Raw genomic sequence first — 12,788 nt, forward strand, 5'->3', positions numbered from 1 at the left:
CGACCATATTCGGTATGTGCTCAACGGTATTGGGCCTGCGGGGAAACCCTGAGGTTTACGTTGAACAACGAGCAATTGTTGCGCCAAGGCGGCGGGGGGTTCGGACAGAGCTCGAAAAAGTTTGAGGCTAGCGGCCTGTCCACGCCTTCACGATTTCGCGGCAGTGTCCCGGTCAATCAACGCCGACCGTACTCGGTCCAGCCTCTGGCGCACCTCGCGTGCGACGCGGCCAATCTCGGGATCAGTGGCCATTTGCAGCACCGCGACGGGGTCCATGAACCCGACGACAAAACCGCCATCTTCCGCTTCGCGCACGACCACGTTACACGGCAGCAGCAAGCCGATGTCGGGCTCGGCGAGAAGTGCGCGATGCGCCAACGGCGGATTGCAGGCGCCGAGAATCCGGTATGGCCGCCCGTCTATTCCGAGCTTGGCCTTCATCGTGGCCTGCACATCGATGTCGGTCAGGATGCCGAAGCCTTCTGCCTTCAGCGCGTCGGTCACTGTCGCGATTGCCTGCGGAAAGGTCAGACCTTCCAGCCTGCAGTTGAAACCGTAGCTGGGACCCTTCGGAGAGACCGAGACCGGTGGTGGGTGATTCATGGTCGGTTCACTGCTTCATGGACGCCGGCGGCATCCGGTCCATCATCAATTCCATCATCATTTGCATCGTGGTCATGCGCTGTTCCATCGTCTTGTGATGTTTGGCCATGTCGGCCGGCATGCCCTTGGTATCGGCCATCGCGCCCATGCCCTCCATGGACCCTTTGCCATCCATAGCGCTCATGCCCTTCATCATGCTCATGCCGCCCCGCATGGCCTTCATGTGATCGGCCATCAGCGCGCTGCGCTCCTCGGGGGTCTTGGCGTTCATCATCTTCTGGTGCATCTCCTGCATCGCCTTCATGCGGGGTTCCATCGGGGTCATGGATGCGGCCGCGCCGGTGTCCGCAACGTTGGACGAAGGCGGCGGTGCATTGACCGAGCCAGGGCTTGCGCAGGCGCTTGCGAGTACGGCAGCGGACAGTGCAACGAGGGTACGAACGGGGGTCATGTTGAACTCCTGGGGTGTGGGTCCTGTTCGGACCAAGTGAGCGAGGGACGAATGGGATTTTTGGCGGGTCAGCGAGACCGCTGCATGAGGAACGCAAATAACTTCAAAAATTCTATGAAGCGACTGCGAGGGGACACTTGAGCAGGATCAAGAAGTTGCGCGATGACATCTCAATACGTGGACACGAAGTCTCGATACAAGGGCGATGGGTCATTGCCGTCTTGTCGGATGTGGCGGGGTCTGGCCAGAAGCAGCTCTTCGTCTTCAATGAAATACCTCTCCGAACGCGATGTCGCTGCTACAGAGTTGTCACCAACTGGGCTCGCGCTACACGTCGTTCGAAAGAGAAAGCAGCTTCACAGTAAAGCGCTCGACGACGCGAGAATCGCTACATGACCCCTGAGAAAACATCATGATTCGATGTGAACGGATGACCGCAGACCTGGAAGGTGACTTCGTTGTGTTCATGATCGGCGTGCGGATCAATGCACCTCTTAAGATTCACAAGTGGCTCCCGGTGATCCGCGCGATGCCTCGCATGCTCGTCGAGCTTCATCGTCAGCCGGAGCTCGGCTTTATCCATGCCGAGATGTGGTTCGCGCGCACGACGATCATGGTTCAGTACTGGCGGTCGATGGAACAGCTCATGGCTTATGCGAAGTTGCGAACCGCCGAGCATCTCCCCGCGTGGAAAGCCTTCAACAAGACCATCGGAACGGATGGATCGGTCGGAATTTGGCATGAAACCTACTCTGCGACTTCGGGAAGCTACGAAAACGTGTACGTCAACATGCCGGCTTTCGGCCTAGGTCGCGCAGGCAATCTAAGGGCGGCGACAGGGGGAAGACAGACAGCCTCTGGCAGACTGAATGCTGCGGGGAAAGACGTTTGACGGGCCAGAAGCAAACATTCCGAACCACTCCACGAAATACGACAAGAAGATTGTTGGCGCGGTCACCATTTACGTTGCTCTCAACGCCGGCTTGGCTTGGCTTGTGGTCCTGCCGCGCTTGCCGACGACCTTTGTCGAGTGAGCTTTGATGTTCGTTGGCGCTTTGCCGGCAAGCTTCTCAGCGGGCGTCGCCTCCACGGTGAAGGCGCAGCCGACGCATGGCACCGTCAATGCACCAGATCCCAACCCATCATCAACGCCGCGAATCCCATCAGCGCAGTTCCACCCCACCCGAGCCACCGCGTCTTGCGGCCTGAGGTGAATCGGCCCATGACATCGGCGCGTGTCGTCAGCACCATCATCGCCGCCATGATCGGCACCGCCACCACGCCGTTGATGACCGCGCTCCAGTAAAGCGCCTTCATCGGGTCGATCGGCGTGAAGCCGAGGGCCGTGCCGACCAGCGTCGCCACGGTAATGATCCCGTAGAACTGCTTGGCCTCGCGCCAGTGCCGCTCCAGCCCCTCTTCCCATCCAAACGCCTCGGCGACAGCATAAGCAGCTGATGACGCGAGCACCGGCACCGCCAGCAAGCCGGTGGCGATGATGCCGCCGGCAAAAAGCCAGAAGGCGAAGTCGCCGGCCAGCGGGCGCAATGCCTCCGCGGCTTGCGCGGCCGATGTGATGTCGTGCACCCCGCCGGCGTAGAGCACCGACGCACCCACCACCATCACGAAGAACGCGATGATGTTGGAGAAGGTCATGCCGATCCAGGTGTCCTGCTTGACGCGGGCCAGGTCGTGCAAGACCTCTTCGTCGGTGCCGCGTTGTCCACCCTTCAGTCCGAGTTCCTCTACTTCTTGCGAGGCCTGCCAGAAGAACAGATAGGGCGAAATCGTGGTGCCGAGCAGCGCGACGATCATCATCCAGTAGCCGCCGTCGAACTGCAGCTTGGGCACCACCAGGTCATACAAGACCCGGCCCCAGTCGACGTGCACCGCCAACACTGTGGCGACGTATGCGAAGAGCGTCAACGTCAGCCACTTGAGTACATGCGCCAGCTTTCTGTAAGGCACGAAGACTTGCAGCAGCACCGTGATCACCCCGAACATCAGCGAATGAAAGTGCGCCGAGCCGCCGATGACGAGCTTGAGCGACTCGCCCATCGCCGCGACGTCGGCCGCGATGTTGATGGTGTTAGCCACCACCAGCAAGCCGACCAGTCCCAGCAGCAATGGCGCTGGCAAATGCTGCCGCAAATTGGCCGCGACGCCCTTGCCGGTGACGCGACCGATGCGGGCCGACACCAGCTGGATGGCGATCATGAAAGGCAGCGAAAGAAACACCGTCCACAGCAGCCCCGTGCCGAACTGCGCACCCGCCTGCGTGTACGTCGCGATGCCCGACGGGTCGTCGTCGGCCGCACCGGTGATGACACCGGGGCCGACGTGGCGCAAGAAAGAGGGGATGTACTTTTTCACCTGCGGATCATGGCACCGGGCCCTGACCGGGCGATGACCAGCGGAGAGTGGGCGCTCAGCGCGTGCCGTGCACCAGCCGTTCGAACACGTCGTCGTCGCCCATCTGGCCGCCCTTGAGCATGAGCTCGATACCGTCGAGTGTTGGTTCATCGCTGTGGACGCGGCACAGTGGGGCGCCGGATGACAACGCGGCGATGTACGACAGACCCCAAGCATCGAGTGCTTGCACCGCATGGCTCGATGTGTCACCGCCCGCAACGCCGACGCGGCGCACGGGCGTGGCACCGAGCACCCGCGCGAGCAAGGCGCCGCCGGCGTGGGCCAATGCGCGTGCGGAGAGGCCGGCATCGACACCGGTCGCCGGGGACGCGGTACAGGCCAGCACGTTGTGCCCTGCGGCGAGCAGGCCGCACAGTTGGGCAGCGACAGTGTCGAGGTGAGCAGGCTCGGCAGCGGCGAGCGCCACCGGGTCGAGCCAGACCTTTTCGTAGGACGTTGCGGCTGCGACCTGCTTCGCGGTCACTGGCGACAGACTGCCGGCGAGCACCAGCACCGAGCCTTGCGCTGGCGCCACACGCGATAAGGTGGCGATCGGCGTTGCATGCTGCGATGCGAAGGCTTGCAACACGCTGCTCGGCCCGACGACCAGCATCGACTGCCCAAACCTGCAACTCAAAGACAGTGCTTCGCCGAGCGTTGCAAGGTCTTCCTGCCGAGCGACATCGAACAGCACGCCACTCGCCCTTTCCGACACCATCGCCTCAATCGAGGTATGCACAGCCTCGGCGCCCTCGGCATACGCCGGATAAGCCAGCGAGCGCAGTCCGTCTAATCCCTGCAGCGCAAGGTGCTGACGCAAATCGGCCTCGTACATCGGGGTGACAGGATGTCGACTCATGGTCGGATGCCGGTCGATCCGTTGTACCTCGCCGCCATGGCCGGCCGCAGCGAACAGATTGCCGAAGACGCAGTAGCGCCGCAGCTCGGGCTGGCCACCGACCACCGCGACCCAATGCTGCGAGACGGCGGGCCGCAACACGTCGACCGCGACGCCAATGCTGCCGACCTCCGGCGCGCTGTCGAAGGTCGAGCAGCACTTGTAGTGCAGCACCGAGGCGCCGAGGCTTTCGAACCAACGCGAGACGGGTGCCAGCTCTGCGCGCATCTCTTCGGGCGACATGGATCGCGCCGCGCCGGCGATGCCGACGCAATCGAGTTCACCGACCCGGTGCATGCGAGCTTCGTCGGGTACGGACAGAAAGAGCAGTGTGCGTAAGCCGGCACGCGTCGCGGTGCCCAGCGCATCGGTGGCGCCGGTGAAGTCGTCGCCGTAAAACGCGATGTGCGGCGCGATCTGCAACGCCACTGACGACATGGTCAAGTACGCCCGAAAAATGCCAGCGCTTGCGCCAGCTCCGGCGCATCGACTGCCGCCTCGGCCAGCGGCACTCCAGCGCGCACAGCCGCCCATGCCTGCCGAATGCTCGTCACGCCGGCAGCGGCCCCGCCCGGATGCGCGAGGATGCCGCCGCCCGACATGAACAACAGATCGTCGCGACCGATGGCAGCCCAGGTCGCAGGCACGGTGCCGGCCCATTGACCGGACGAGAACGCCGGCATCACCGCATCGTCGATGCCCTCTGCCAAGGGTGTAAAGCAGTCGTACGCAGAGGAGATGACTTCCGCATCGGCCTGCGCAAACTTGCCTTGCAGACCATGCACATGCATGTGGTCGACGCCGGCCAGCCGCCACAGCGTCTGATAAGCCTGGAAGCCGATGCCCAACGAAGGATGCCGCGACATCGCGCCGAAGCCGTTGCGGTGCCCGTGCACCGCGAGGCGCGTATGGCGCCGCAACGTCTGAATGGCGGAGAAGCCGCACCAGTTGAGGCTCGCCATCACGCACGATCCGCCTTCGCGCTCCACCAAGTCGGCGTGGCGCCGCATCGCATCGGTTTCGTCGGTGATGTTGAAGGCCACCATCACGTGCTTGCCCGTGCGCTGCTGGTGCGCGCGCACGACCGCCATCACGGCGGGCACGCGCTCGGCCAGCGGCGCATGGTCGGGGTCGGCACTGACCTCGTCGTCCTTGATGAAATCGACGCCGGCCGCGCACAAACGGCCGACAAGTTCGGCCGTCTCCGCCGCCGAAAAGCCGACGTTGGGTTTGATGATGGTGCCGACCAAGGCGCCCGTCGCGACACCGGCGACGCGACGCGTGCCGGCGATGCCGAGCGACGGCAGGTCGAAGCGCGCACGGTACGCGGCGGGCACGTGCATCGTCTCCAGCCGCATTCCGGTCACTTCGCCCAGGTCGTACAGATTGCCAGCGACGGAGGCCGCCAGCGTCGGCAAATTCGCGCCGATGTTGGCAACCGGGAAGGACAGATGCACCGTAGCGCGCCGCCATGGCCCGCGCGTTTTTTTGCGCTCCAGCAACGCGTTGGGTAGCGAAGGCGTATCAACCGATTCCAGCTCTTCGATGGACTCGACCGTCGCACGGGCTCGCTTCCGCAAAGCATCCGTTTCGCCTTCGACCCGGGTGAAGGTGCCGCACGATTGCTCGCCCGCCATCACTTCGGCCACCGCCTCGGGCGCCAGCGGCGTCTCGACCAGGTAGCTCGCGTGGATGCGATCTGAACCGGGCATGACCATCAAAGCTTGCTCAGATCGGGGAAGGGCCGCACCGGGTCGCTGCCGTCCCAGCCGACCGACGATTCGCGAATCAGGTCGAACATCTTTCCCTTGGGTCCGGCGACTTCCGACAGCTCAATCACCGTGCCCGGATGGAACTCGGTATCGAAGTAGATAAAGCGACCGCGCTCGCCCACTTCACCGCTCATCACCGGCTTGAAACCTTGCGCGGTAAGGCGTGCGAGGTCGGCGTCGTAGTCAGCCGTCCAGTAGGCGACGTGCTGCAGCCCGGTGCGGCCGGCCTGCAAAAAGTCGCGGTACATCGACGGTACGTCATTGCGGGTCTGGATCAACTCGACCTGCACATAGCCCGAGTTGGCGAGTGCCACCGAGTTGTGCGGCTGATGCGACTCGCCGCGATACTCGTAGTTGACGATAGGCACCTTCGGGTTGTAGTACCAGGGGCCGACACCGAGCGTGCCGCTCCAGTAGTCCATGGCTGCCTCGATGTCGTGCACGACATAGCCCAGTTGGCGAATTTCGCCGAGGAATCGACTCATTGCATGCTCCGTGAAAATGTCTGGCTTCAGTTCTTCAAAAAGCCGATGGAAAACCAGGGGAATGCGGCCACCAGAATCAGGCCGACCAGCAACGCGACGATGTAGCCGCCGATGTACTTGATGCCGTCGCCCGGATCGACCTTGCTCACAGCGCAGGCGCCGTAGTAGCCGACGCCGAAGGGCGGCGCGAAGAGGCCGATGCCCATCGCGAAGATGACGACCATCGCGTAGTGCACCTCGTGCACGCCGGCGGCCTTGGCGATGGGGAACAGCAACGGCCCGAACAGCACGATGGCCGGGATGCCTTCGAGCACGCTGCCCAACACGATGAAGGCGACGATCGAGATCGCGAGAAAGCCGTAGCTGCCACCGGGAATCGCGGCCATCCACTTCGCGAGATCCTGCGAGAAGCCCGACTGCGTGAGCCCCCACGCCATGGCCGTGGCGCAACCGACGATGAAGATGATGGCGCCCGACAGCGAGGCCGTTTCGACAAGCATCGGCCGCAGCCGCTTCCAGTCGAACTGCCGATAGATCGCAAGCCCCACCACGACCGAATAGACGATGCCGATGGTCGACACTTCCGTCGCTGTCGCCACGCCTTCGACCACCGCCGCACGGATCACGAAAGGCAGCAGCACCGCCGGCAACGCGACCGCGAGGAGACGCGCGATCTGTCGCTTGCTGTGCTGCTCGACGCCGCTCAAATCTTCATGCCGATAGCGCCACCAGACCACAGTGCAGAGCGCCGCACCCAGGACTACGGCCGGCAGCAAGCCGCCGGTGAACAACGCTGCGATCGAGATGCCGGTAACCGAGCCGATGGTGATGAGCACGATCGATGGCGGAATGGTTTCGGTCTGCGCTCCGGTGGTTGCAAGCAGCGCCACCAGGTCGCCCGGCTTGGCGCCGCGCTTCTTCATTTCGGGGAACAGCACGGGCGCGATGGCGGCCATGTCGGCAACCTTGGAGCCCGAGATGCCCGACACGAGGTACATCGCGCCGATGAGTACATACGAAAGGCCGCCGCGCACCCGGCCCAGCATGCTCGCGAGGAACTGGATCATGGCGCGCGCCATGCCCGTCATCTCTATCAGCGCGCCCAGAAAGATGAACAGCGGCACTGCCAGCAGGATGAGGTGCGACATGCCTTCGTCTAGACGGCCGACCACCACGAGCAACGGTGTGCGCGTGGTCAGAGCGAGGTAGCCGAAGGTGGCCAGCGCGAAAGAAAACGCGATCGGCACGCCGGAGAACACGGTGACCGCCACTACGCCGACGAAGAAGATGACGAGGTTGAACTTGCCGAGCGGTGCCAGCAACGGACCGGCCGCCCAGAACAAGCCCACCACCACGGCGGTGCCGATCAGCGTCGTCGCGATCTGGCGCACATCGCAGATCCGAAGCATGCGCAGCAGCGCGACCACGATCATCAATGCGATGCCGGTCGGTAGCGCGCCGGCGCGCCAGGCATTGCTGATTTCAAGCGCAGGCGTGACGATGAAAGATTCTTCATGCGCGTAGTCGAATGCCGGCCAAAGCACGAGTGCCAAAAATGCGAGGGACGCCGCAATGGCGAAGGCGTCCAGCACGGCGCGCCGCGGAGGCGTGAGCTTGTCGACCAGCGCGGTCATGCGCATGTGCTCACCGCGGCGCAGTGCCACGACGGCACCGAGCATCGACAGCCAGAGGAACAGGATCGACGCCAGTTCGTCCGACCAGACCAGCGGCGAATGAAAGACATAGCGCGCGGTGACGCCGGCCGCCAGCACGAAGATCTCGGCCAGCACCAGCAGCGCCGCGATGCTCTCGACGACGTAGCCGAGCCAGCCGTCGACGCGCTTGCCCCAAGGGCTCAGCGCATTGCCGAACGACGCGACGGCGATGTCCGGAATGGCAGCGATCGTGCTTACGTTCAAGCTCATGCTCCTCTTCAGGCCAGCTTGCCCACCGTGCCTTCGAGCAGGGCCCAGGCTTCGGGGCCGAAGCGGCCTTTCCACTCGCCGTAAAAGCCCGATTCGCGCAGCTTGGCACGGAAGGTTTCGGCGGCCGGCCGGTTGATGGTGAGGCCCTTGGCCTCGAGGTCGCCGACGACCGATTCGTTCAGCTTCTTGATGTCGTCACGCTGCTTCAGCCCCGCCTCGTTGATGGCGCGCGCCACGATGGTCTTGAGGTCGGCCGGCAAGGCTTCCCACGCGCGACCGTTGGCGATGAACCAGTAGCCGTCCCAGATGTGGTTGGTGAGCGAGCAGAATTTTTGCACCTCGTACAACTTGGCGACCTGGATGATCGGCAGCGGGTTCTCTTGCGCATCGACGATCTTGGTCTGCAGCGCGGAGTACACCTCGCTGAACTGCAGGCTGGCAGGCGATGCGCCGAGGCCCTTGAACATCGAGATCGACAGCGGGCTCACCGGCACGCGGATCTTCAGGCCGTCCATGTCCTTGGCGGCGGTGATCGGCGCTTTGCTGCTGGTGGTCTGCCGGAAGCCGTTGTCCCACATCTTTTCGAAAGCGTAGAGGCGCGACTTGGAGATGGCGTCGCGCACATGGGCGCCGAGCTTGCCGTCCATCGCACCCCAGACCTGGCTGTAGTCGGAGAACGCGAAGCCGACCGCGTTGATGGCAGCGACTGGCACCAGCGTCGCGATGACCAGGGCGGACGGGGTGAAGAACTCGATGCCGCCGGAGCGCACCTGCGCCAGCATGTCGGTGTCGCCGCCGAGCTGGTTGTTGGGGAAGATCTTGATCTCGACCCGGCCGTCGGTTTCCTTGGCGATGCGGTCGGCGGCTTCCTGCGACCGCACGTTCAGCGGATGGCTCAGCGGCAGGTTGTTGCCGTATTTGTACGAGAACTCGGCAGCATGCGCGATGCGCGGAATCGCCGTCACGATGCTTGCGGCGGGCAGGGCTGAAAGCGTGCGCAGCGCGCCGCGACGGGTGATTTTTTGCATGCGTGTCTCCGGAATGGTTCTGATGCGATTTCATGCATCGATGCGTCATCGATCCATCAGCGCAGACGAACCTTAGAGGGCATACTCCGCTCGGTCAAATCAACGCACTGATGGTTTTTGATGTATGAGGGTTAACCCGAAAGCGCCACCGCCACCGCCGGGCGGGCCTTCGACGACGCGCGCCAGCGTGGCCGACATCGCGCGCGCCGCGAACGTGTCGACCGCCACCGTCGACCGTGTGCTCAACCGTCGCTCCGGCGTGCGCGACGCCACTGCGCAGCGCGTGCTCAAGGCGGCCGGTGCGCTCGACTACCTGCCGGAGACCGCGCTCTACGCGGCGCTGGCGCCACCGCCGCTGCGCCTGTCGTTCCTGCTGCCCGCGGGCACCAACCGCTTCATCCGCATGCTGGGCGACATGGTCGGCTACTCGCAGGAGCACTGGGCACCGTTCAACGTCACCTGCCGCGCCGAGTTCATCGAAGGCTTCAATCCGCAGGCGCTTGCCGCCGCCCTGTTGCGGCACGGCAAGCGCAGCGACGGCATCGCCATGATGGCGCTCGAACATGCGGCCGTGCGCGAGGCCGTCAACACGCTGGCGCAGCAAGGCGTGCCGGTCATCACGCTGATCTCCGACCTTTCCAACTCGGCGCGTGCGGCCTACATCGGCCTGGACAATCGCGCAGCCGGCCGCACCGCCGGCTATCTCATCGGCCGCTTTATCGGCGCGCGCACCACCGCCAAGGTCGCGCTCATTGCCGGCAGCCGCAGCTACCGTGCACACGAAGAGCGCGAGGCCGGCTTTCAGCACGTGATCGACGAACTCTTCAAGCGGCTGGAGGTGGTGGACCTGCGCGAGGGTCAGGACGACGCCGAAAAGAACTATCGGCAGACCCGCGCCCTGCTCGCTCAGCATCCGGACCTCGGCGGCATCTACAACATCGGCGGTGCGTCGGACGGCGTGGCCCGCGCGCTGAAAGAAGCCGGGCGCGACCACAAGGTCGTGTTCGTGGGCCACGGGCTCACGCCGGATACGCGCGCATTGCTAATCGACGGCAGCCTCGACGCTGTCATCACTCAAAGCCCGCAAACCACGCTGATGAACTGCGTGCGCATCTTCAGCAACCTGCGTGATCGCCGCGATGCGCTGAGCGGAATCGAGTCGACCCGAAGCCAAGTGATCTTTCGGGAAAACCTGCCTTAGTGACATACCGCACCGAGCATAGGAACGTGAAATTGTTCGCTCGATTGCAAACGGTCTGATTGACGGCGTGCGAGTCTTCTTATCGGTCAGAGACAATATTTTATGAACTTGCAAACCAATCTGACCGAGCTGACCGACGACGAAGTCCAGGTCAAAGCCATCATCTGGCGGCGCGAGGCTTTGCACGGGAACAAGAAGGCGTTCAGCCTGGCACACCTTTACGAAACAGAGAGCCGGCGGCGGGCGAACGCGAAAGGTGGCACGGGCTTCGGCACACTGGACGCTGTGGCGGTGCCGTTTTGGCGGCGCATGTTGTTCTGGCGTTCCCCAGTGGGCAGCGAATTGACGAGACAGGCCTGAACGTCCTGGCCTGAGCAACGCCATCAGGTCGCTGCCTGACAAAGCATCCGAGGCCTTCGCTGAAAGCGTCGCCCTCACAACTGCGATGACAACAACGACGCAATGTGCTCCCACGCCTTTTCCCGCAACGGCCGGTCGCGCCAGGCCTGGAGCGTGACGCGCTTCGAATGCGTCAAGTCCTCCTCGAATTGAGTCGTCTGCGCTGCGGCGAAGGCTGTGTCGTAAATATTGAGATTGGCCTCGTCGTTGAGCCTGAAAGAGCGGTTGTCGAAGTTCGTCGAGCCGACCGAAGACAGCAGGCCGTCTACCGTGAACACCTTGACGTGGAACATCGTCGGCTGATACTCGCTGATTTCGGCGCCGGCTTCGAGCAGCGGACCCCAGCTTGCACGCGATGCCCCGCGTGCTGACTGCGAATCGATGATCGGCCCCGGCACGATGATGCGCACGCGAACACCGCGTTGCATCGCGGCGACCAGCGCGCCGACGGTGAGGTCGTCCGGCACGAAGTACGCGCTGGACAGGTCGATATTCTTCGCTGCCGCCGCGATCGACAACAGGTACATGAGGTGCATGCTTTCGCTGCCGCCCGAGGGCGAACTGCTGAACACCTGCGCCCGACCGGTGCCCGACGGCACTGCAGGCCCCAGGGGGGCGAGCGCAGGGAAGTAAGTTTCCCCATGGAGCACGTCGCCAGACGCCTTGATCCAGTTGTCCATGAACACTGCCTGCATCTGCGCGACCACCGGACCTTCGACCTTGAAATGCGAGTCGCGCCAATGTTCCGCGTCTTGCGCGTTGCCGGTCCATTCGGGAGCGATGCCGACGCCGCCGGTAAAGCCTGTGCGGCCATCGACCACCAGCAACTTGCGGTGCGTCCGGTTGTTCATGCGTGCGATGTCATACCAGCTCGGTTGATGGAACTTGCGGATCTGCACGCCAGCCGCCCCCATGTCCTTTAGGAAACTCTCATCGATCTTTGCACTGCCGACCCAGTCGAGCAACACATGAACCTTGATGCCCGCCCTGGCGCGTTCGGTGAGCGCATCGGCGAAGGCTTTGCCGATGTCGCCCGACCAGTAGATGTAAGTCTCGAAGGTGATGCTTTTCTGCGCGCTGTGGATGGCCTGCAGCATGGGCGGAAAGATGCGGTCACCGTTGTAGAGCGCCTCGAAGCGGTTGCCATCAAGAATCGGCGGGCCGAGCAGCACGCCGAGCGCACGCTGATATTGCGCATCGTGTAGCGAATACTCCCGCTTGATCTGCTCGTCGAGCTTTTTCTCGCCGCTGGTGAAGTTGAGTGCCAGCAGCATTGCAGCCACTGTCAGAACGACTGTCGACGCGATGGTGCCGACACGCGAGGACGAAGGCTTCATAGACGGTAGCGCACGAATTTATCGGTGACGTTCACGGTTATCTCCTTCGTTTTTACTTTAAGCCCGGTAGCGTGCCGCGCCTTGAAATTGCGCTGGCAGGCAGTCTGCGCATTCAGGTGCAGGACGAATCCGAATCCTCGATACAGGACTGTTCTGATCCCACCCTAGCGGCTTGCGGCACGCCGCTGCTGTCTCAGGCAATCGCATGCACTCGGGCGGGCGGACTACCAACGGTCGCGTGGCTGGACGACTCCGCGTTACATCGCGTCGCTAGAAA

General features: G+C 63.4%; 12 protein-coding genes. 3 read left to right on the forward strand and 9 right to left on the reverse strand.

What is annotated here, in order from left to right:
* Positions 1–147: 147 nt before the first annotated feature.
* Positions 148–504: a DUF302 domain-containing protein gene (locus tag QN397_RS06995; RefSeq protein WP_323495354.1), complete on the reverse strand. Its 357-nt coding sequence runs from the start codon at positions 502–504 to the stop codon at positions 148–150.
* 106 nt (positions 505–610) lie between these two features.
* Positions 611–1,054: a hypothetical protein gene (locus QN397_RS07000; protein ID WP_323500532.1), complete on the reverse strand. Its 444-nt coding sequence runs from the start codon at positions 1,052–1,054 to the stop codon at positions 611–613.
* A 430-nt stretch (positions 1,055–1,484) separates the two neighbouring features.
* Between QN397_RS07000 and QN397_RS07005 the strand changes: the two genes are divergently transcribed.
* A complete protein-coding gene (locus QN397_RS07005) occupies positions 1,485–1,946 on the forward strand; it encodes a DUF4188 domain-containing protein (protein WP_315971413.1) in 462 nt (153 codons plus the stop codon).
* A gap of 227 nt (positions 1,947–2,173) precedes the next feature.
* On the opposite strand, the gene QN397_RS07010 is transcribed toward QN397_RS07005, so the two are convergent.
* Genes QN397_RS07010 through QN397_RS07035 form a run of 6 tightly spaced genes read right to left on the reverse strand, consistent with a single transcriptional unit; the run spans position 2,174 to position 9,574 of the window.
* The gene (locus QN397_RS07010; protein ID WP_323495357.1) at positions 2,174–3,427 is read right to left on the reverse strand and encodes a divalent metal cation transporter; all 1,254 of its coding nucleotides are present in this window, start codon (positions 3,425–3,427) and stop codon (positions 2,174–2,176) included.
* Positions 3,428–3,482: 55 nt separating this feature from the next.
* Positions 3,483–4,802: a four-carbon acid sugar kinase family protein gene (locus QN397_RS07015; RefSeq protein WP_323500533.1), complete on the reverse strand. Its 1,320-nt coding sequence runs from the start codon at positions 4,800–4,802 to the stop codon at positions 3,483–3,485.
* 2 nt (positions 4,803–4,804) lie between these two features.
* On the reverse strand, positions 4,805–6,076 hold the full coding sequence (locus tag QN397_RS07020) for a ribulose-bisphosphate carboxylase large subunit family protein (protein ID WP_323500534.1): 1,272 nt from the start codon (positions 6,074–6,076) through the stop codon (positions 4,805–4,807).
* Positions 6,077–6,081: 5 nt separating this feature from the next.
* Positions 6,082–6,621 (reverse strand): VOC family protein, encoded by a 540-nt coding sequence (locus tag QN397_RS07025; RefSeq protein WP_323500535.1) that lies wholly within the window; start codon positions 6,619–6,621, stop codon positions 6,082–6,084.
* Between the two features lie 26 nt (positions 6,622–6,647).
* Positions 6,648–8,546, reverse strand: coding sequence for a TRAP transporter large permease subunit (locus QN397_RS07030; protein WP_323500536.1), 1,899 nt, complete (start codon positions 8,544–8,546; stop codon positions 6,648–6,650).
* Between the two features lie 8 nt (positions 8,547–8,554).
* Positions 8,555–9,574 (reverse strand): TRAP transporter substrate-binding protein, encoded by a 1,020-nt coding sequence (locus QN397_RS07035; RefSeq protein ID WP_323500537.1) that lies wholly within the window; start codon positions 9,572–9,574, stop codon positions 8,555–8,557.
* A gap of 124 nt (positions 9,575–9,698) precedes the next feature.
* Between QN397_RS07035 and QN397_RS07040 the strand changes: the two genes are divergently transcribed.
* A complete protein-coding gene (locus QN397_RS07040) occupies positions 9,699–10,775 on the forward strand; it encodes a LacI family DNA-binding transcriptional regulator (RefSeq protein ID WP_323495362.1) in 1,077 nt (358 codons plus the stop codon).
* A gap of 102 nt (positions 10,776–10,877) precedes the next feature.
* Positions 10,878–11,135 carry a hypothetical protein gene (locus tag QN397_RS07045; protein ID WP_323500538.1) on the forward strand — a complete coding sequence of 86 codons (258 nt, stop codon included), beginning with the start codon at positions 10,878–10,880 and terminating at the stop codon, positions 11,133–11,135.
* Positions 11,136–11,209: 74 nt separating this feature from the next.
* Here QN397_RS07045 and QN397_RS07050 read toward each other — a convergent pair whose 3' ends face one another.
* Entirely contained in the window at positions 11,210–12,511 is a 1,302-nt protein-coding gene (locus tag QN397_RS07050; protein WP_323495364.1) for a phospholipase D-like domain-containing protein, read from the reverse strand.
* Between the last annotated feature and the right edge of the window lie 277 nt (positions 12,512–12,788).

The organism is Variovorax sp. RTB1 (assembly GCF_035018765.1).
In the GTDB taxonomy this organism is placed as follows: domain Bacteria; phylum Pseudomonadota; class Gammaproteobacteria; order Burkholderiales; family Burkholderiaceae_C; genus Variovorax.

Excerpts from the sequence above, each read along its gene's own strand:
- QN397_RS07020 (WP_323500534.1), bottom strand. The coding sequence starts at position 6,076 with ATGCCCGGTTCAGATCGCATCCACGCGAGCTACCTGGTCGAGACGCCG.
- QN397_RS07005 (WP_315971413.1), top strand. The coding sequence starts at position 1,485 with ATGACCGCAGACCTGGAAGGTGACTTCGTTGTGTTCATGATCGGCGTG.
- QN397_RS07045 (WP_323500538.1), top strand. The coding sequence starts at position 10,878 with ATGAACTTGCAAACCAATCTGACCGAGCTGACCGACGACGAAGTCCAG.
- QN397_RS07015 (WP_323500533.1), bottom strand. The coding sequence starts at position 4,802 with ATGTCGTCAGTGGCGTTGCAGATCGCGCCGCACATCGCGTTTTACGGC.
- QN397_RS07025 (WP_323500535.1), bottom strand. The coding sequence starts at position 6,621 with ATGAGTCGATTCCTCGGCGAAATTCGCCAACTGGGCTATGTCGTGCAC.
- QN397_RS07040 (WP_323495362.1), top strand. The coding sequence starts at position 9,699 with ATGAGGGTTAACCCGAAAGCGCCACCGCCACCGCCGGGCGGGCCTTCG.
- QN397_RS07050 (WP_323495364.1), bottom strand. The coding sequence starts at position 12,511 with ATGAAGCCTTCGTCCTCGCGTGTCGGCACCATCGCGTCGACAGTCGTT.
- QN397_RS07000 (WP_323500532.1), bottom strand. The coding sequence starts at position 1,054 with ATGACCCCCGTTCGTACCCTCGTTGCACTGTCCGCTGCCGTACTCGCA.
- QN397_RS07030 (WP_323500536.1), bottom strand. The coding sequence starts at position 8,546 with ATGAGCTTGAACGTAAGCACGATCGCTGCCATTCCGGACATCGCCGTC.
- QN397_RS07035 (WP_323500537.1), bottom strand. The coding sequence starts at position 9,574 with ATGCAAAAAATCACCCGTCGCGGCGCGCTGCGCACGCTTTCAGCCCTG.